The organism is Pseudobutyrivibrio ruminis HUN009 (assembly GCF_000703005.1).
Lineage (GTDB): Bacteria > Bacillota > Clostridia > Lachnospirales > Lachnospiraceae > Pseudobutyrivibrio > Pseudobutyrivibrio ruminis_A.
On sequence record NZ_JNLH01000001.1, the window covers coordinates 1,372,368 to 1,391,569 of the forward strand.

General features: G+C 40.8%; 15 protein-coding genes. 14 read left to right on the forward strand and 1 reads right to left on the reverse strand.

The genetic code is table 11. The annotated features are described in order from the left end of the window. Positions 1-81 precede the first annotated feature (81 nt). The 6 genes from BO15_RS0106285 to BO15_RS0106310 are packed head-to-tail and all read left to right on the forward strand — an operon-like array spanning position 82 to position 6,665. Positions 82-1,233 carry a THUMP domain-containing class I SAM-dependent RNA methyltransferase gene (locus BO15_RS0106285; protein ID WP_033153326.1) on the forward strand — a complete coding sequence of 384 codons (1,152 nt, stop codon included), beginning with the start codon at positions 82-84 and terminating at the stop codon, positions 1,231-1,233. Positions 1,234-1,237: 4 nt separating this feature from the next. Continuing rightward, entirely contained in the window at positions 1,238-2,977 is a 1,740-nt protein-coding gene (locus BO15_RS0106290) for a lectin like domain-containing protein (RefSeq protein WP_033153327.1), read from the forward strand. A gap of 1 nt (position 2,978) precedes the next feature. Next, positions 2,979-4,040 carry an N-acetylmuramoyl-L-alanine amidase family protein gene (locus BO15_RS0106295; RefSeq protein ID WP_033153329.1) on the forward strand — a complete coding sequence of 354 codons (1,062 nt, stop codon included), beginning with the start codon at positions 2,979-2,981 and terminating at the stop codon, positions 4,038-4,040. A gap of 22 nt (positions 4,041-4,062) precedes the next feature. Continuing rightward, positions 4,063-4,674 (forward strand): RdgB/HAM1 family non-canonical purine NTP pyrophosphatase, encoded by a 612-nt coding sequence (gene rdgB / locus BO15_RS0106300; protein ID WP_033153331.1) that lies wholly within the window; start codon positions 4,063-4,065, stop codon positions 4,672-4,674. Further along, positions 4,655-5,158 carry a metallophosphoesterase family protein gene (locus BO15_RS0106305; protein ID WP_033153333.1) on the forward strand — a complete coding sequence of 168 codons (504 nt, stop codon included), beginning with the start codon at positions 4,655-4,657 and terminating at the stop codon, positions 5,156-5,158. The genes rdgB and BO15_RS0106305 overlap by 20 nt, the downstream gene beginning before the upstream one ends. After that, positions 5,148-6,665, forward strand: a complete 1,518-nt coding sequence (locus BO15_RS0106310) for an ASKHA domain-containing protein (protein WP_033153334.1) — start codon at positions 5,148-5,150, stop codon at positions 6,663-6,665. The genes BO15_RS0106305 and BO15_RS0106310 overlap by 11 nt, the downstream gene beginning before the upstream one ends. Here BO15_RS0106310 and BO15_RS0106315 read toward each other — a convergent pair. Further along, positions 6,662-7,885 (reverse strand): DUF4317 domain-containing protein, encoded by a 1,224-nt coding sequence (locus tag BO15_RS0106315; RefSeq protein WP_033153337.1) that lies wholly within the window; start codon positions 7,883-7,885, stop codon positions 6,662-6,664. The two genes, BO15_RS0106310 and BO15_RS0106315, sit on opposite strands and share 4 nt — an antisense overlap. 353 nt (positions 7,886-8,238) lie before the next feature. Here BO15_RS0106315 and asnS point away from each other — a divergent pair, with 353 nt between their 5' ends. The 8 genes from asnS to BO15_RS0106355 all read left to right on the forward strand — a co-directional run bounded on the left by asnS (position 8,239) and on the right by BO15_RS0106355 (position 19,189). Further along, a complete protein-coding gene (asnS, locus tag BO15_RS0106320; RefSeq protein WP_033153339.1) occupies positions 8,239-9,639 on the forward strand; it encodes an asparagine--tRNA ligase in 1,401 nt (466 codons plus the stop codon). A gap of 336 nt (positions 9,640-9,975) precedes the next feature. Continuing rightward, a complete protein-coding gene (gene asnA, locus BO15_RS0106325) occupies positions 9,976-10,986 on the forward strand; it encodes an aspartate--ammonia ligase (protein ID WP_033153341.1) in 1,011 nt (336 codons plus the stop codon). A gap of 220 nt (positions 10,987-11,206) precedes the next feature. After that, a complete protein-coding gene (locus tag BO15_RS0106330; protein WP_033153343.1) occupies positions 11,207-11,494 on the forward strand; it encodes a YerC/YecD family TrpR-related protein in 288 nt (95 codons plus the stop codon). A gap of 81 nt (positions 11,495-11,575) precedes the next feature. Further along, positions 11,576-13,525 carry a glycoside hydrolase family 127 protein gene (locus BO15_RS0106335; RefSeq protein ID WP_033153346.1) on the forward strand — a complete coding sequence of 650 codons (1,950 nt, stop codon included), beginning with the start codon at positions 11,576-11,578 and terminating at the stop codon, positions 13,523-13,525. A 104-nt stretch (positions 13,526-13,629) separates the two neighbouring features. Beyond that, complete coding sequence (locus BO15_RS0106340) at positions 13,630-14,253, forward strand: DUF1836 domain-containing protein (protein ID WP_033153347.1); 624 nt, start codon at positions 13,630-13,632, stop codon at positions 14,251-14,253. Positions 14,254-14,349: 96 nt separating this feature from the next. Continuing rightward, positions 14,350-16,671 (forward strand): ATP-dependent helicase, encoded by a 2,322-nt coding sequence (locus BO15_RS0106345; RefSeq protein WP_033153349.1) that lies wholly within the window; start codon positions 14,350-14,352, stop codon positions 16,669-16,671. Further along, positions 16,668-18,059 (forward strand): 23S rRNA (uracil(1939)-C(5))-methyltransferase RlmD, encoded by a 1,392-nt coding sequence (gene rlmD, locus BO15_RS0106350; RefSeq protein WP_033153351.1) that lies wholly within the window; start codon positions 16,668-16,670, stop codon positions 18,057-18,059. The genes BO15_RS0106345 and rlmD overlap by 4 nt, the downstream gene beginning before the upstream one ends. Positions 18,060-18,193: 134 nt before the next feature. After that, positions 18,194-19,189: a hypothetical protein gene (locus tag BO15_RS0106355; RefSeq protein ID WP_157752324.1), complete on the forward strand. Its 996-nt coding sequence runs from the start codon at positions 18,194-18,196 to the stop codon at positions 19,187-19,189. Positions 19,190-19,202 lie beyond the last annotated feature (13 nt).

The following is a 19,202-nucleotide window of genomic DNA, read 5'->3' on the forward strand; positions in this document are numbered from 1 at the left end:
ACTTGTTATGGGCTGTAGCTTAAGATATTTTTATCTAGGTTTTCCTTGAAAAATCAATTAAGAAAGAGTGTTATATATTATTTGAAAACGAAGATTTTTACCATTAGTTGCCCATGTCATTTTGGACTTGAGGCACCACTTAAAAGAGAAATATATGATTTGGGATACGACATTACAGAAGTTACTGACGGAAGAGTGACCTTCACAGGTGATGCGGAGGCTATATGTCGTGCAAATATTCATTTGCGCTGCGCAGAGCGTGTGCTTGTTGAGGTTGGCCGTTTCCATGCCACCACATTTGAGGAGCTATTTCAGGGAATCAAATCCCTTCCATGGGAAGAATATATTCCTAAGGATGGCAAATTCTGGGTTACAAAAGCTACTTCAGTGAAAAGTAAGCTTTTCTCTTTGACAGACATTCAGTCCATCGCAAAAAAAGCTATGGTTGAGCGTATGAAATCATATTACGATATCAACTGGTTTGACGAGGATGGTGCTGACTATCCAGTAAGAATCTTCTTATTAAAGGATGATGTTGTAGTTACTTTGGATTCTACTGGTGTTCCTCTTCACAAGAGAGGCTACAGAACATACACTAGCAAGGCTCCGCTTTCTGAGACTATGGCAGCAGCTTTAATTGAGCTTACACCATGGCGTGCAGACCGAATCCTTGTGGACCCATTCTGTGGCTCAGGTACATTTTTAATAGAAGCGGCTATGATGGCTGCAAATATTGCACCTGGTCTCAACAGAGACTTCACTTCCATGGATTGGACAAATCTTATCGATTCACAGACATGGAAGGATTGCTTGGATGAAGCCAGAGCAGAAGTAAATACAGATATCGAATGCGACCTACAAGGTTTTGATATAGATCCTGAAATGGTAAAGATAGCCCGCTTGAATGCAAAGCAAGCAGGGGTTGATCACCTGATTCATTTCCAGGCCAGAGATGTTGCAAATCTTCGCCATCCTAAAAAGTATGGCTTTATTCTTACAAACCCACCATACGGTGAGCGTTTGGAGGACAAAAAGGATTTGCCAGAAATCTACGGCAAGCTTGGAGATGCATTTAAAGCCTTGGATAGCTGGTCTATGTATGTAATCACCAGCTATGAGGATGCACCAAAGTCCATTGGCAAGAAGGCAGATAAGAACCGTAAAATCTACAACGGAATGATCAAGACATACTTCTACCAGTTTTTAGGACCTAAGCCAAAGAAGAAGGACTAAATAAATGAAACTTTCCAAGAGATTTTTAGCGTTTGCCTTAATATTGGCAATCACTTTATTTTGGAAATTAAATAATTGGAATGACAGATACGCAGCAGTAGAAACTTTCCGTGGAGCAGCACTGAATGAGGATGTGCTGTATCCTCTTATGTCCAAAAATCTTAACGATTCAAATCAGCTCAAGATTTTCATCAACGGACAGGAGTATTCTAATACACAGAGCTATGCCATTTTGGACGACTCTTTGAATCCAGTTGGATCCTTAGAGTTTATTCGTTCTGTGCTGAAAGGCTCAGCCTTTATGGAGGATGAGTCTGCTGCTTTAGTTCAGATAACAGACAATGTATACGAATACATTTTAGACAATACAAGCGCCACAGAAAATGGCGATGAAATCGACCTTTCTATTGCTCCTTCTATGCACTTAGGGGAGCTCTATATTGGCATTGAGGATTTGTGTAAGGCATTTGGCTACGCTTATGAATACGACCAGTCTACATACACTGTAAACATTCAGTACAACAAAGTTCCTTCATTGCCTAGAGATTATGATCTTAGAGATGTTAATCGCGTCAGCACAATCAGAAATCAGGGTTCAACTTCTACATGTTGGGCATGTGCTTCGTTGGAGGCCTTGGAGTCTTCATTGCTTCCAGTTCATCAGCATCTTTTCTCAGTAGATTCAATGATAAATGAAAATAGCTTCGACCTTGATCAGTCGGCAGGCGGCAAATACACTATGGCCCTTGCATACTTACTTTCATGGCAGGGACCAGTGGAGGAGCAGACAGAGGAGAGTGATACTACACCTGCAATTATTTCCAACTTGACTGGTGAGACTCAGGAGAATCAGATTCACCTTCAGGAGGCTCATTTTTATGATGCAGAAAATCTGGACGAGATAAAGTGGGCAGTATATCAGTATGGTGGCGTTTCTACATCCATTTATGCCAGTGTATCTACATCAAATCTGACAGGTTCTAGCAGCTACAATCGCAGAACCAATTCATATTGCTACACAGGAAATGCAAAGCCAAATCACGATGTGGTTATAATTGGATGGGACGACGATTATCCGGCATCAAACTTCAGCGAGGATGTTCCTGCTAATGGCGCTTTCATCTGCCAAAACAGTTGGGGCACAGGCTTCGGTGATGATGGTGTTTTCTATATTTCTTACTATGATTCAAATATTGGTAACCAGGCGGTATCTTATGTCAAAATAGATACCAACAATACATACAATTATATTTACCAAAGTGATTTGTGTGGTTGGGTTGGACAGATTGGCTATAGCAAGCAGTGGGCTTATGGTGCCAACACATTTGTGGCTGATGCAGATCAGCAGATTGAGGCAGCAGGCTTTTACGCACTTGGCACTGACACCAGCTATCAGGTGTATTTTGTTTCCAACTACGAAAACACAAGCTCGCTTTCGGAGAAGGAGCTGGTTGCATCAGGTACAGTTTCACAGAAGGGTTATTACACTATCAAGTTTAATTCCCCAAAGACTGTAGCAGAGGGAGAAAGCTTTGCAGTAGTTTTATATGTGAATACACCTGATACTGTTCGTCCTTTGGCAGTTGAGTATGTAACTGATTCTATGACTCAGGCAGTAGACATTACTGACGGCAAGGGATTTATCAGTAATAATGGTTTAGATTGGGAGAACGTGGAGGACGTGGTGCAGGCAAACCTTTGCATCAAGGCCTACGCAAATAATGTTGTGGAAGTGTTCGAATAATATGGAACAAAAAGTGATGGGAGCCTTTACGGCTGTTATTTTGGCAATCACCATTTTGATGAGTTGCCTGCTGATTTATGTGCCGAATATGCACATAATCGCTTTACAAGTGGAGGATGAAAAGCTTTCAGGAGGAAGAATATCTGTTATGGATATGCTGCGCTCCAGTGAGGAAGCTTTGCAGGAAGAAAGTGCGGCTACAAGGGAGTCTGTTTTGAAGGGTCACCAAATCAGATTAACTTTGCCACAAAATGTTACCAGTGCCAGTGTGAGCATTGATAACATCCACGTAGATAAAACTATCGCAATTACGATAGATGGTATCGGAAAAGATTATTTCAGCAATTATCCTATGCGTGGCGCGTCAAACAATATTGTTGACGTAACCTACGACAGTGAAAATCTGGTAGGTGTAATTGAAATCACCATGGATGATGTTTTGGAAGTTCAGATGACTTCTGAAGACGAATACATCTACTTTGACTTTGTAGATCCACATGAGATTTACGATTATGTAGTGGTGGTAGATGCCGGTCATGGTGGAAATGTTCCAGGTGCCACAAAGCAGGGCGTATATGAAAAGGATTTGAATCTGGACATAGTGCTAGAGTTGAAAAAACTATTTGACAGAACTGATAAAAACATTGGCGTTTACTATACACGAACTGACGACACCAATCCGTCATTTGAAAACAGAGTTGGCCTGGCCAACGATTCAGAGGCAGATTTATTCCTGTCTGTACATAACAATTCAACTGCATCAGGTAGAATGTCTTCTATCAACGGTACAGAAGTTATGTACGAGGGTGGAGATACCACCGGGGAATCAAAGTCATTTTCAACACTTTGCCTTGTGCATCTTTTAAATGAGTTGGGCTCAAAGTCGAAGGGCACGGTAGTAGGCGACGAGGTCTATATTATTAGAATGTCAGAGCCACCAGTTGCACTTGTAGAGGTAGGTTTTATGACAAATCAAAAGGAGTTGGATTTGCTGCAGGATTCTGAATATCAGGCAAAGGCTGCAAAGGCTTTGTACGATGCAGTAATTGAATATTTATATTAATTTGTAGAAGGGAATAATTGTAGTGAAAAGAAAAGTGATTTTTGCAACTGGCAATGCCAACAAAATGAGAGAGATTCGCGAGATTCTTGGAGAGGAGGATTTCGAAATTCTTTCAATGAAGGAGGCTGGCATTGATATTGATATTGTGGAGGATGGAGCCACATTTGAGGAGAATTCCTTGATCAAATCAAGAGCAATTGCAGCAGTAGCAAAGGATGCAATTGTGCTTGCTGATGATAGCGGTTTGGAAATTGATGCTCTCAACAAGGAGCCAGGTATTTATTCTGCCAGATATATGGGCGAGGATACATCTTACGATATTAAGAATGCAAATCTTATAGAGCGTCTTGATGGTGTAGAAAAGCAGGATAGAAGCGCAAGATTTGTGTGTGCAGTTTCAGCAGTTTTCCCTGACGGTGAGGATGCAGTTGTACGCGGCACAATCGAGGGATACATCGGCTGGGAGCCAATGGGCACAAACGGCTTTGGATACGACCCTATTTTTTATCTTTGGGACAAAGATGTTAGTACAGCAAGTCTTTCTCCAGAGGATAAAAATGCAATAAGCCACAGAGGACAGGCTCTTAGAATGATAAAGGAAGTTATTTATAAGCATGAAAATATTAGTTGTTAGTGATACACATGGCAGATCGGAAAATCTTCGTGACGCCATTCACGTAGAAAATCCAGACAGAATCTATCACTTGGGTGATGGACAGGGGGTAGAGGATAATCTTTGGATGATGTCGGAAGCTCCTGCAGAATGTGTCTGTGGAAATTGCGATTGGGGGACAAATCTTCCTAACGAGGTGGTGCTTGAGGTTGGAAAGCATGTGATTATGCTTACTCACGGACACTATTACGGAGTAAATTATGGCTACGAGAAAATCGCTGAAGCCGCAAGAAATAAAGGCTGCGACATTGTACTTTATGGTCATACTCACGTGCCTACAATCGATCATTACGAGGATTTGATTATAGCAAATCCTGGTAGTATTGCATTCCCACGACAAAATAGTCGTGAACACACTTATATGACAATTATGGTGGATAATGATGGTGAGTTTACTATGAACTTACATTCATTAGAGGAATACGATAGAATACATGGAAATTAAAATTATCATCGATGGAGAAACTCCACAAAAAGAGCATATCTTGATGTCAGACGAACCAATCAAGTTCGTAGACGCAATGGAGCAGCTTGGACTAAGCTTTTATCGCCCTTGCGGTGGAATAGGCAAATGTCTGAGTTGCAACATTCAATTTCTTTATGGCGCACCACAGATGACCTCTGCAGATGAAAAGGCTCTGGATTTTTCAGATATGAGAGCCGGCTGGAGAGTTGGCTGTAAGTGCGTTATCACAAAGGACTGCAAAATTCAGGTCCCAGCATCATTGGCAGGTGAAATTACATCAGTTCTTGCAGACGAAGTTGCAGAGGATGAAGCTATTGATAAGAATAATATTGGTATTGCAGTGGATGTAGGCACAACTACTCTTGCTACAGCTATTATTGATTTATCTACAGGAAAGATTCTTCGTCAGCGCAACTGCACCAATTCCCAGGCTAAATTTGGTGCCGATGTTATGAGCAGAGTGAAGGCTGCCATGGATGGCCATGGAGAGGAATTAAAGAATTGTATCCGTCAGGATTTAACCGAGCTTGGAAAGAAAATCCTTGGGGAAGATTTCCTCATGCACAAGATTGTTTTCTGTGGAAATACTGTTATGACACATTTACTGCTGGGGTACACTGTCGATGGTTTGGCTCAGTACCCATTTATTCCATACACACTCGATAGTGTTAGTTTTGTGGAAAAAGGTCGCAATATTTTCTTTATGCCGTCGATAAGTGCCTTTGTTGGCGGGGATATTGTTTCTGGATTGTTCTATTTGGCAATGCAGGCAAAGAAAAATAATAAAGCACAGGATAAATTCCTGCTTGTAGATTTGGGAACAAATGCTGAGCTTGTCTTGTTTGATGGAGATAAATATTGGTGCTCATCTGCGTCTGCAGGCCCTGCTTTAGAAGGTGCTTCTCTTAGTTGTGGCGTAGCTTCTGTGCGCGGTGCAATCAATCATTTGAGCATCAACAAAGGAAAATGCACATATACAACCATCGCCGGAGAGCAGCCTATAGGAATTTGCGGAAGCGGTATTATCGACCTTGTTCATGAGCTTCATCGAAATAAGATAATAGATGATGGTGGATTACTTTTGGATGAGTACTGTGAGACTGGATATCCGGTGGCTCCTGGAGTGTCAATCACTGGCGAGGATATTCAACAGGTGCTGCTTGCTAAGTCTGCGGTTCACTCAGCTATTCAGCTTTTAGTGCAGGAGGCTGGATTGACAATGAAGGATATCGACCATCTATATGTGGCAGGAGGCCTAGGCGCATCTGCAAGTGTATGGCCGGCTGCAGATATAGGATTGATTCCAAAGGAACTGGCAGCCAAATATGAATCTGTGGGAAATACTGCATTGCTTGGAGGGATAGAATATATTCTTCATGGTGATGAAGAAATTCTTAATGAGATAAAAGAAAAATCCAAGGTAGTCATTTTAAATGACAACCCTGGATTCGAAAAACTTTTTTTAGAGAATCTAATGCTTAATTAAAGCTGTTCGCCATTGAGCATTAATAGGTCTTCAGGATCAATAGGTACGCAAAGACATTTTTTGCCATCTACATAGGCTGTTGTAACATCAGCAGCCTTTGTTTCTGAAACCTTAACAACGATATCAGCTTCTTTTCCATCTGCTGTTACGCCGCTAACTTCTTTAAGCTGCTTTGTAAGATCTACAACTCTTTCCTTAAGAACATTTTTTTCTACACGAAGCTCGTTATTCTTAAGAGCTTTTTCATCAAGGATTTCTTCTGCAAGTGGAAGAGCCTCCTCAAAATAGTTCTCAAAATTAGCCTGAACCTTTTCAACCTTTGTATCTGAAAGACCAGAATCTGTAAGGATATTTGCAACATCCTGTGCCTCAAGAATGATTGGCTCTTCAGGGCCAAGACGCTCTGTTTCAACAGTGATGAAATCAGAAAGATTCTGCTGAATATCAAGCTTTGTCTCGATTGTATCTTCTGTTTCCTCTCCAAGAACCTGGTTAAGCATATTGTCGAATGCGTTTTTCTTCTGAGTAGAAGTCTTCTTTGTGCCGCAGCCGATGCAGTTTTCCCAGAATTCTACGTGAGGCTCCTTTGTGTTTTTTGTGTATGCTAAGCAAGCGTGTAAGTCAGTAGTACGCTCTGTAAAGCAAGGGAATGTAAATGCTGTGTCAACAGGACCAACAACCCAATCGCGGTCTCTAGCACCGATACGGTTTTCCTGCTCGCGATATCCAAGTCCTGGCTTAGAAAGCTGTACTGGACAGATAGCGCAGATGATATAGTCGTATACTTCCTCTGACTCATCAAGCTTTAAATCGTCTGATGTCTTAACTGGAATATCGTATGTGTCGTGATATAAAAGAATTAAGAAATTTCCAACATAATCATATGATTCAATAATACGATTGTAGTATTCGATGAGGAGCTTCTCGTCCTGAAGACGTGACTCACGAAGTCGCATAAGTAAATCGTGACCGCTTCCCTCGATTTCTGATTCTGGATCAAAAGGAAGCTCTAAAAGATTGTTTCCGATTGTACCAGACATTGCTTTGTTGGCAATTTCAAGGTACTTATGAAATTCCTCATCCTCAAGATTAAGAAAGGTTTCTTTGAAAGTAAGAACCATTTCTTTGTTTGCATCTACATAGCAACCGACCATTTTATCAAAGTTACATGCGTCCTTCTTAAAACGGCGCTTTATTTCATTTACTTCTTTTTTATTCATTTAACTCTAACTCCTGTCTTTAATGTAACGACTCTATTATATGTTTCAAAAAAATAGATAGCAAGACTTGACGTTTTTGATTTGAAGTACCTTTTGCCATATAGGGGTTGACATTGAATTGTCAAATAACTATACTTTACTCAAATAAAGAAGGAGAACAATCATGGCATTTACATCTATGCTTAATAATCTCAATAATAACAATAACAATTCCGTGAATAATAATCAGGGGATTTAATTTTATTGTGTTGATGAGATTTGAAGATTGTTCAAATATGTAAGAATTAGAAGGCCTCATCAAGCACAGCTTGATGGGGCTTAATTTATGCTAAGTCGTAATAAGGAGAAAGAATATGAGCGTTAAAACAACAGACGTAAGAACACTTTCAAGAAATTTCAAAGACTATGATGGCAAGGAAGTTACAGTAGCTGGATGGGTACGCAACATGCGTGATTCAAAGACATTCGGTTTCTTAGTACTTGCAGATGGTACATTTTTCAACCCAGTACAGGTTGTGTTCAATCAGGACAAAATCGACAACTTCGATGAGGTTTGTCATTTAAATGTTGGTGCAGCAGTATACGTAACAGGTACTGTAGTTGTTACACCAGAGGCAAAGCAGCCATTTGAGATTCAGGCAACAAAGGTTGATATCGAAGGAAAGTCTACACCAGATTATCCAATTCAGCCAAAGAGACACACAATGGAATACCTTCGTACACAGACACATCTTCGTCCACGTACAAACACATTCCAGGCAGTATTCAGAGTTCGTTCTCTTTGTGCATACGCTATTCACAAGTTCTTCCAGGAGCGTGATTTCGTATATGTACACACACCACTTATCACAGGCTCTGACTGTGAGGGTGCTGGTGAGATGTTCCAGGTTACAACAATGGATCTTAACAACATTCCTAAGACAGAGGATGGTAAGGTAGATTTCTCACAGGATTTCTTTGGTCATGCTACAAACCTTACAGTTTCAGGCCAGTTAAATGGTGAGACATATGCTCAGGCATTCAAGAACATCTACACATTTGGACCTACATTCCGTGCTGAGAACTCAAACACAACTCGTCACGCAGCAGAGTTCTGGATGATTGAGCCAGAAATTTCATTTGCAGATCTTGAGGATGACATGATTCTCGCAGAGGACATGTTAAAGTACGTTATCAACTACGTTCTTGAGCATGCTCCAGAGGAGATGGAGTTCTTCAACAACTTCATCGACAAGGGACTTCTTGATAGACTTCATCACGTTGCTAATTCTGACTTCGGACGCATCACATACACAGATGCAGTTGCAGAGCTTGAAAAGCACAACGATGAATTCGATTACAAGGTATCTTGGGGCTGTGATCTTCAGACAGAGCACGAGAGATACCTTACAGAAAAGATTTTTGGCAAGCCAGTATTTGTTACAGATTATCCAAAGGAAATCAAGGCTTTCTATATGAAGCTCAACGAAGACGGCAAGACAGTTGCAGCTATGGACTGCCTCGTTCCAGGTATCGGTGAAATTATCGGTGGTTCACAGCGTGAGGACGACTATGATGTACTCCTTAAGAGAATGCAGGAATGCGGCCTTAAGGAAGAAGATTACCAGTTCTACCTTGACCTTCGTAAATACGGTAGCTCTCGCCATGCCGGCTTCGGACTCGGCTTCGAGCGCTGCGTAATGTACCTCACAGGCATGGGCAACATCCGCGACGTTATCCCATTCCCACGTACTGTAGGTAACTGCGACCTTTAATCCGTAATCATATTCGTTGAGCCATACATATCTTTCTTAGACACGCTTTCGCTCTTGTCGTGCTCGTTGCCCTACATAAGATGCTGCTAAAGCACCATCTAAGTAGGGACGGCACTTTAAGGTCTTTAGAAAGACATGTATGTCTCTCCTTTATGATTACTCACTTAATATCCAAGGCGACAACATTACCTTGGTAAGCGCGAGCAGGGGATACCGTGCCGAGCGAGGGAGGACCTACGCCGGCGGGAGGACCCTCGCGAGAGTGCGGAGGGTGCCCTGCGGGAGCACGGAGAATTTGGATGTCGCCTTACGTAGAAAGAAGACTAGGAGGAGAATATGAGCAAGATTTACATTCCTGAGGGGTATGCGTCAGCGTTGGACCTCAAAGAGACACAGATAGCTATTAAGAAGGTGAAGGATTTTTTCCAGGCACAGCTTACTGCAGAGCTTAATTTACATCGTGTAACAGCTCCACTTTTTGTTGAGCCAGAGTCAGGTCTTAACGATAATCTTAATGGCGTTGAGCGCCCAGTTTCGTTCGGTGTAAAAGAGCAGGGCGATAAGGCAGTTGAAGTTGTTCACTCTCTTGCAAAGTGGAAGAGAATGGCCCTTGGTAGATATGGCTTTAATGTAGGCGAAGGCCTCTACACAGATATGAATGCTATCCGTAGGGATGAAGATACTGATAATATTCACTCTATTTACGTAGATCAATGGGATTGGGAGTGCATCATAGAAAAGTCAGCTCGTACTGAAGAGACTCTTAAGAAATATGTTAAGAGCGTTTATGCAGCTCTTCGTGTGACTGAGAAATATATTGCCAATGCCTACGATTATGTTCAGTGCATTTTGCCTGAGGAGATTCACTTCATCACTACTCAGGAGCTCGAGGATAGATGGCCAAATCTTACTCCTAGTCAGCGTGAGTATGAAGCAGCCAAGGAATATGGCGCAATCTTCCTTATGAAGATTGGCGATTTACTTAAGTCAGGAGAGAAGCACGATGGTCGTGCACCTGATTACGATGATTGGCAGCTTAACGGAGATATTATTGTTTACTATCCAGTTGATGATATTTCACTTGAGCTTTCATCAATGGGTATTAGAGTAGATGAAGACAGCCTTAAGAGCCAGCTTGAAAAGTCTGGCTGCACAGACAGAGCAGAGCTTCCTTTCCAGAAGGCAATCCTTGATAAGAAGCTTCCATATACAATCGGCGGTGGAATTGGCCAGAGCCGTATTTGTATGTTCTTCTTACGCAAGTGTCACATCGGTGAGGTTCAGTGTTCATTCTGGCCAGAAGAGGACGTAAAATACGCTAGCGAAAAGGGTGTTGTTATCCTGTAGACGGAAATTTTCTCAAGAGTGTCTTTCTATGGCAAACAAAATCCTTTACAATTACAAAAATATATCGTACAATAATCTTCGGCTCTCAGGTAATGGGGGCCGATTTTTGCGAAAACAATATTTTTTATGTAATCCTTTACTTTAAGACTTTAGTGTGCTACAGTAATAGTGTAGTAAGTATAGTCTTATAGGCGGGGATTTTACAGGAGTAGTTATAAAAATGAATAAAAAATTAGAAACAGCAGAAATGGATGAGCTTCTTAGAGCTATACTCAGTCTTGAGACAGTAGAAGAAGCATATGAATTTTTTGAGGATTTATGTACAGTAAATGAGATGGTAGCTATGAAGCAACGCTTCGAAGTTGCTAAGATGCTCAGAGAGGAAAGAACATATCAGGATATCGCTGACGAAACGGGTGCTAGTTCTGCAACTATCAGCCGTGTTAATCGTGCGCTTAATTATGGTAATGATGGATATGATTTAGTCCTCAAAAGAATTGGTCAGTAAATTAAGTAATACTAAGGAGTCAGGATATTGTCCTGACTCCTTTTTTTGATTATTATAAACATATAACAGGAGGAGACAAAAATGGGGAATAATGTAAAGATTACGTCGGAGTTTTGGGGAAGGTACAGAAATCTGGTTCGTACCGAAATGATTCCATTTCAATGGAATGTTCTCAATGATGTGGCAGGAATTAAAATTGAAAAAGAGCGTTTGAACGACGACGGAATACCTAGCGAAAAGAGTCATGCAATGGAGAATTTCAGAATTGCTGCAGGTAGAGCAAAAGGCACTCACTATGGTTGGACGTTCCAGGATAGTGATGTTTATAAATGGCTTGAGGCGGTAGCATATTCTCTTAGGGAAAAGATGGACCCTGAGTTAGAAAAGAAGGCGCTTGAGGTAATAGATTTAATTGCTGATGCCCAGGAAGAGGATGGTTATTTGGATACATTTTATTCAATCCTTGGTATCCAATATCGCTATCAGAGTTTGGCTGGGAGCCATGAGCTATATTGCATGGGGCATTTTATTGAGGCTGCAGTAGCGTATTATGTTGCTACAGGAAATGAGAAGGTGTTGTCTGTGGCAAAGAAGGCAGCGGACAATATTGATGACAATTTCGGACCTGAGGATGGAAAAATCCATGGGTATGATGGACATGAGGAAATTGAAATTGGTCTTTTAAGATTATTCCATGTTACAGGAGAAAATAGATATTTAAATCTTGCAAAATACTTTTTAATGGAAAGAGGAAAGCATCCAGATTTCTTTAGAGAACAAGCTGCAAAATACGAAGGACCTAATGCTTTAAACGGAATTGAAAAAGCAGCAGATACATATTTCCAGAACCATAAGCCTATATTGCAGCAGGACACAGCAGAAGGTCATGCAGTGCGCGTAGTATACATGTGTACAGCATTGGCAGATTTGGCAGCTACTACTGGCGATGCAGAGATTTATGAGGCATGTAAAAAGCTTTGGAACAATATTACTTCAAGAAGAATGTTTATTACCGGCGGTATTGGCTCAACTTTCCACGGCGAATCATTTACCCTTGATTATGATTTGCCAAATGACACTATGTACTGTGAAACTTGTGCTGCAATAGGTTTAATATTCTTTGCAAGACAGATGCTTAGAATAGAACCTAAGGCAGAATATGCAGAGGTAATGGAACGAGCTCTTTATAACTGCGCTCTGGCTGGAATGGCTTTGGATGGCAAGCATTTCTTCTACGTAAATCCGTTGGAGGTAAATCCTGCTAAATCTTTAAAAGACCCAGGAAAGAGCCACGTAAAGCCGGTACGCCCATCATGGCTAGGCTGCGCATGCTGCCCACCAAACTTGGCCCGAATGATAACATCTCTGGACGACTACGTATATACGATATCTGATGACGCTATTTTGATTAATCAGTATATTGATTCGGCTTCATCATTAAAGTTAAAAAATGGCACTGTAACAATTAAGCAGACCACAGAGTATCCTTGGGATGAAAAGGATATTATTGCTATCAAAAATGAAACAGAATCTGTTGTAAAAATTGGAATTAGAATCCCTGCATGGTCCTCTGGAGCATCATTAAAGATTAATGGAATAGTTTCAGAGATTTCAAAGGAAGATGGCTACCATTATGTGGAATTGTCAGCTGGGGATTCAATGGATGTAGAGTTGATATTCCCTATGGAGGTAAAGAGAAACTATTGTAACCCGCTAGTTTCAGAGGACATTGGAAAAGTCGCTATCTCCAGAGGTCCTTTCGTTTACTGCTTGGAAGGTGTTGATAATGGAACATCACTAAATTGTCTGCGTTTGCCAGAGGATGCTTCCTTTGAATACCAGTACAAAGCAGATTTGTTAAATGGAGTAGGAATTATAAAGACCACTGGAAAGCGATTGGAGCTTTCCAAATCCAGTGATCTTTACACAAATAGCAGACCTGCAGAGCAGGATGCTTCACTTACATTCATTCCATATTATGCTTGGGCAAATCGTGGAGAAAACGAAATGGAAGTGTGGATAAGAGAGTAAGTCGGAAAGACAAAGATAGTTTTTTATGATAAGATATAAGATGTAGTTTTTGAGACTACATCTTATTTTTTTATTGAAACATGTTGTAGCGTCAAGGAGGAAATATGGACACCAAAAAGAGACTTAATGAAATATTACATCAACTTGCTGAGATAGATTATGTTCATCCAGAAGATATTCCAAATATTGATTTATATATGGATCAGGTGCTCACTTTCTTGGATCAGGAGCTTGGAACTGTCCGTGAGGCCACAGAAGACAAGGCTATGACAAAGACCATGATTAACAACTACACCAAGAATCAGATTTTGCCATCTCCAGAAAAAAAGAAATATTCTAGGGATCATATGCTAAATCTAATATTCATATATTATCTGAAAAATTTCCTTTCTATGAAGGATATCAAAAGCATTCTTGACCCAATCAACGAGCGCTATTTCGGTGCAAAGGAGGGGCTGGGCTTCTTTGATATTTATTCAGCTATGGTTGGATATGAGAGCAAGGTTGCAAGGGATGTTACGAAGGATATCATCCGCAAATACAATCTCAGTAAGGAAGCCTTTGCTGATCAGGATGATGAATCCCGACAGGATTTGCAGGAATTCACATTCATCTGCGAGCTTGCTTTCGATGTTTTTGTAAAGAAGATGATGATTGAGCAATACCTTGCTGAAAGAGACAGCAAGACACAAACAAAAGAGGAAAGTTCTCAAGAAAATCCAAAGTAATCTTTTGGATTATATAGATAGAATAGTTCTGATGTGATAGAATAAATCAGAACAAATTTTCGAAAATATATCATGCAATAAAGGATATTTTATGTTATGGATTTAAGTATGTTAAACGACAAGCAGCGTGAGGGCGTTGAGACTATCGATGGCCCTGTTCTTATTTTGGCTGGCGCTGGCTCAGGCAAAACAAGAGTACTTACACACCGCGTTGCTTATTTAATAGAGCAGGGGGTTATGCCATATAATATCATGGCTATCACCTTTACGAATAAGGCAGCTAGGGAAATGAGGGAGCGTATTGATAATATCGTTGGCTTTGGTTCTGACGGTGTTTGGGTTGCAACTTTCCATGCTAGCTGTGTTCGTATTCTTCGCAGGTTCTGTGAGAATCTCGGTCAGGGATACACTAGCAATTTCACAATTTACGACACAGACGATTGCAAGACTTTGATGAAGGAAGTATGCAAGTATCTCCAGATTGATACAAAGCAGTTTAAGGAACGCACATTTTTAAATGTCATTTCCGATGCTAAAAACAAGCTCATCAGTCCAGAGGAATTCACAAACCGTGCCATGGGAGATTTCAATATGTCCCGTCAGGCCACAGTTTATCGTGAGTATCAGGCACGTCTTCGTCAGAATAATGCTTTCGATTTCGACGATCTTATCATGAAGACTGTAGAGCTTCTCCGTTTGGATGGGGATGTTCGTGCATATTATAATGACAAATTCAAATACATCATGGTTGACGAGTATCAGGATACCAATGCAGCTCAGTTCGAGTTGGTTCGCCTTCTTATCGGTGGCCAGCAGAATCTTTGCGTAGTTGGTGATGACGACCAGTCTATCTACAAGTTCCGTGGAGCAGATATTTACAACATCCTGAACTTTGAGCAGCACTTCCCAAGTGCTCATGTTATCAAGCTGGAGCAAAACTATCGAAGCACTGGAAATATTTTGAATGCTGCTAATGCGGTCATTGCTAATAATGAAGGCCGTAAGGAAAAGGCTCTCTGGACAGAGGCAGAGGATGGAGATAAAATCCAGTTCCAGCAGTTTGATAGTGCATATGAGGAAGCCAGCTACATCGCTAGCAACATTGGCTCAGTTGTTCGCAGAGGAGAGGCAGATTATCGCGATTGTGCCGTACTTTATCGCACCAATGCTCAGTCACGTCTTATAGAAGAAAAAATGATTTACGAGGGCATCCCATACAAAATCGTTGGTGGTGTAAACTTCTACAGCCGTAAGGAAATCAAGGATGTTCTCGCTTACTTAAAGACAGTTGATAATGGTAATGATGATATTGCTGTTCAGCGTATTATCAATATTCCAAAACGAGGAATTGGAGCTACCACTATCACAAAGGTTTCAGACTATGCTAGGGAGCATGGCTTGAATTTCTATGAAGCATTGTTACATGCAAACGATATTCCATCAATTGGAAAGGCTGCTAGCAAGATAAAGGGCTTCACAGACCTTATTGAAAAGCTTAAGAAAATCGCCGTTGAGGAGTCAGTATCTGCATTGGTAGAGGAAATCCTTGATCAGACAGATTATGTTGCAGAGCTAAAGGCAGAGGGAACAGACGAGGCAAAGGCTCGTATTGAAAATATCGACGAGTTACTTACAAAGGCAGTTGCTTATGAAAAGGATGCCAGGGATGATGGTGAGGAGCCTTCACTTTCTGGATTCTTGGAGGATGTTGCCCTTGTTGCAGATATAGATAGCTACGAGGAGAGCGACAACTACGTTGTACTTATGACTCTTCATGGAGCAAAGGGATTGGAGTTCCCATACGTATACATGGCCGGCATGGAGGATGGATTATTCCCAGGGCAGGCAGCTATTTTTGACGGTGGCGGAGCTGATTCTGAGCTTGAGGAAGAGCGTCGTTTGGCATACGTAGGTATCACACGAGCCAAGGAACACCTTACAATGACAAGCGCTCGCATGCGTATGATTCGTGGCGAAACTCAGTTCCATAAGATTTCCAGATTCGTTAAGGAAATCCCTAATGAACTTGTTAAGGGCAACCTTTGGGAGCCAAAGCCAATGGATGACTACTCTAGCACTCCAATAGGAGAGTATTCAGTATATCAGCGTCCTACAGGCAAGGGCCCTACTATAGCTACAAGCTACGGCTCTAGAAACGAATCAGTTAGAAATACATACAGTTCTAACGTATATACGGTAGGAAGCTCTACCACAGCTGTTGCCAATAAAAATGGCACTAAAATCGAAAAGACTACATTGGATTATGGCATAGGCGATAGAGTAAGCCATATCAAATTTAAGGAAGGTACAGTAAAGGATATCATTGATGAAGGCCGTGACTACGAGGTTACAGTGGACTTCGATGGCGTAGGCATCAAGAAGATGTTTGCGTCCTTTGCAAAATTAAAGAAAGTATGAAACGTGGAGAAATAGTACAGGGAAAGGTTGTAAAAGTATCTTTTCCAAACAAAGGAATAATGGAGACCGCAGAAGGCGATAAGCTCAGAGTTAAGGGCGTGTTGCCTGGTCAGACTGTGTCAGTTCGTGTAAAGAAATCCTCAAAGGAAAAGGCACAGGGAAATCTTCTTTCAGTGGATGCACCATCACCACTTGAAATGGACACACCAGCATGTGTTCACTTTGGCAAATGTGGTGGTTGTACTTATCAGTCACTTTCATATGAAAATCAGCTTTCCATCAAAGAAGGCATGATTCATGATTTGATGGCACCAGTTATTGGTGAGGATGTTTGGACATCCACATACGAAGGCATCAAATCCAGCCCAAAGCAGTTTGAATACCGCAACAAAATGGAGTTCTCATTTGGTGATGAGGTAAAGGACGGCCCACTTACTCTTGGTATGCACAAAAAGGGCAGCTTCTACGATGTTGTCACAGTAGACGGATGTCAGATTATCGATGCAGATATGCGCCGAGTTCTTACCATGACTTTGGATTATTTCACAAAGGCAGGACAGCCATATTATCGCAAGAACACTCATGAGGGATATCTTCGTCATTTACTTGTTCGTAAGGCAGCCAAAACAGGGGAAATCCTGGTAGACTTAGTTACAAGCACACAGATATCATCTCTTTATGAGATTGCTCTTTTGGCAGGCTGGAAGGACGCTCTTGTAAGTTGCACTGAGTGGGACGGTAAAATCGCTGGAATCCTTCACACAAAGAATGATAGAGAAGCAGATGTAGTTGCAGATGAAGGCACAGAAATCCTTTACGGCCAGAGCTGGTTCAAGGAGGAGTTACTTGGACTTTCATTTACCATCACACCATTTTCATTCTTCCAGACAAACTCCCTTGGAGCAGAGGTGCTTTACAGCACAGCTCGTGATTTCATATCTACAGGTGCTGACGGAGCAGAGGTTTATGATCTTTATTCAGGTACAGGCACAATCGCTCAGGTTATTGCACCTGCAGCAAAACATGTAACTGGTGTGGAAATCATCGCAGAGGCAGTTGAAGCTGCCAAAGAAAACGCAAAGCTTAATAACCTTGATAACTGCGATTTCATCGCAGGCGATGTTCTCAAGGTTCTTGATGACATCACAGAAAAGCCAGACTACATCATTCTGGATCCACCTCGTGATGGTATCCATCCAAAGGCTCTTGATAAAATCATCGACTACGGTGTAGACAGCCTTGTTTACATCTCATGCAAGCCTACAAGCCTTGCACGTGACCTAGAGGTATTCTTGGCCCGCGGCTACAAAGTAACACGCCTTGCCTGCGTTGATATGTTCCCAGGAACTTATCATGTGGAGACGGTGGCAAAAATTGATAGGATATAGGAACTAAATACAGTATAAAATCAGCTTCCGAACTTGAAAAAGTTTGGGAGCTTTTTTGATTGAAGAAGGAGAATTTTAATGATAATATATACGTTATGACGTAATAATTACATACGTCTTACCGGAGATGGTTTATGTCAATAGATTTTTATGTATTTTTTGCGAGGAGAATTATGATGGGAAAAGAATATTTATTTAAAAACAGAGTAATAGTCGAAAATAAGGTGTTTTTGTTAGCCGAGGATGTAGTTAAAAAATTGGGGTATGATAGTCTTGAAAGTTTTGCAAATGCATTTCCAGAGTTGATTGTTGAAAAGAATGGACTTCCAAAACTTGTAGAAGAAACTAAATATAACAATATTATATTAAGTGACGTAGAGCTTTCAAATAGGATAAAGCATTTGGAATATACAAGGGTGGATACTTTGAGAAGCAGAGCGGAAACTCTTAGAAGTTTTTATCCACTAAAGTTTATGCTAGCAGGTGGAATCATGGAACGTAAAGCATATGACGCAGGTTATGAATCAGTAGAAAAATATATAAATGATGTGGAGTATCCCAAAGAGCTTGAGGAAGAAAAAGAGAATATGGTTCGTAAGGCTGATTTAATCAGTTCTATGGAGGATACTAAAAAGAAGATAAATGATTTGGTCGATTATGATATTATGAAAAAATACAATATTAGGTTGACTCAATATATTCATATAAATGAATATGGAGTACACATAGAATCATTTTTGGCAGGAAAGGGAATCTTTTTTGCGTTATATGATTCAGATTATGCTTTTGATGAGTTAAAAGTTATAGATGGAGATTTAGTCATCCCTACTTATGATGAGTACGAAGACTCATTTATTGAAAAAAATTATGGACATGATATTTCAGGTAGAGATTACAGTAATTATAGCTGTATTGAAAATATTCTGTATATTATTTCGAATAAAGAGTTTGAAGATGTTGGGGTGGATTTAATGCATTGTCAACACTTAGGAATTGATTTTTATATATCGCAAACAGAAATGATAAAAATGCTTTCGCCAAGTCAGTACAGTAATATAATATTAATAGACGGGGTTGAGGATTTTGAGTTTTCAAAATATATTACGCCGCTTGAGGATAAGTCGTTTTAGGATTAACCGATGA

Bases quoted from the DNA above. Each gene is read 5' to 3' on its own strand.
- BO15_RS0106330 (WP_033153343.1), top strand. From the start codon at position 11,207: ATGAATAAAAAATTAGAAACAGCAGAAATGGATGAGCTTCTTAGAGCT.
- rlmD (WP_033153351.1), top strand. From the start codon at position 16,668: ATGAAACGTGGAGAAATAGTACAGGGAAAGGTTGTAAAAGTATCTTTT.
- BO15_RS0106355 (WP_157752324.1), top strand. From the start codon at position 18,194: ATGTCAATAGATTTTTATGTATTTTTTGCGAGGAGAATTATGATGGGA.
- BO15_RS0106315 (WP_033153337.1), bottom strand. From the start codon at position 7,885: ATGAATAAAAAAGAAGTAAATGAAATAAAGCGCCGTTTTAAGAAGGAC.
- BO15_RS0106290 (WP_033153327.1), top strand. From the start codon at position 1,238: ATGAAACTTTCCAAGAGATTTTTAGCGTTTGCCTTAATATTGGCAATC.
- asnS (WP_033153339.1), top strand. From the start codon at position 8,239: ATGAGCGTTAAAACAACAGACGTAAGAACACTTTCAAGAAATTTCAAA.
- BO15_RS0106310 (WP_033153334.1), top strand. From the start codon at position 5,148: ATGGAAATTAAAATTATCATCGATGGAGAAACTCCACAAAAAGAGCAT.
- BO15_RS0106335 (WP_033153346.1), top strand. From the start codon at position 11,576: ATGGGGAATAATGTAAAGATTACGTCGGAGTTTTGGGGAAGGTACAGA.
- asnA (WP_033153341.1), top strand. From the start codon at position 9,976: ATGAGCAAGATTTACATTCCTGAGGGGTATGCGTCAGCGTTGGACCTC.
- BO15_RS0106295 (WP_033153329.1), top strand. From the start codon at position 2,979: ATGGAACAAAAAGTGATGGGAGCCTTTACGGCTGTTATTTTGGCAATC.
- BO15_RS0106340 (WP_033153347.1), top strand. From the start codon at position 13,630: ATGGACACCAAAAAGAGACTTAATGAAATATTACATCAACTTGCTGAG.
- BO15_RS0106345 (WP_033153349.1), top strand. From the start codon at position 14,350: ATGGATTTAAGTATGTTAAACGACAAGCAGCGTGAGGGCGTTGAGACT.
- BO15_RS0106305 (WP_033153333.1), top strand. From the start codon at position 4,655: ATGAAAATATTAGTTGTTAGTGATACACATGGCAGATCGGAAAATCTT.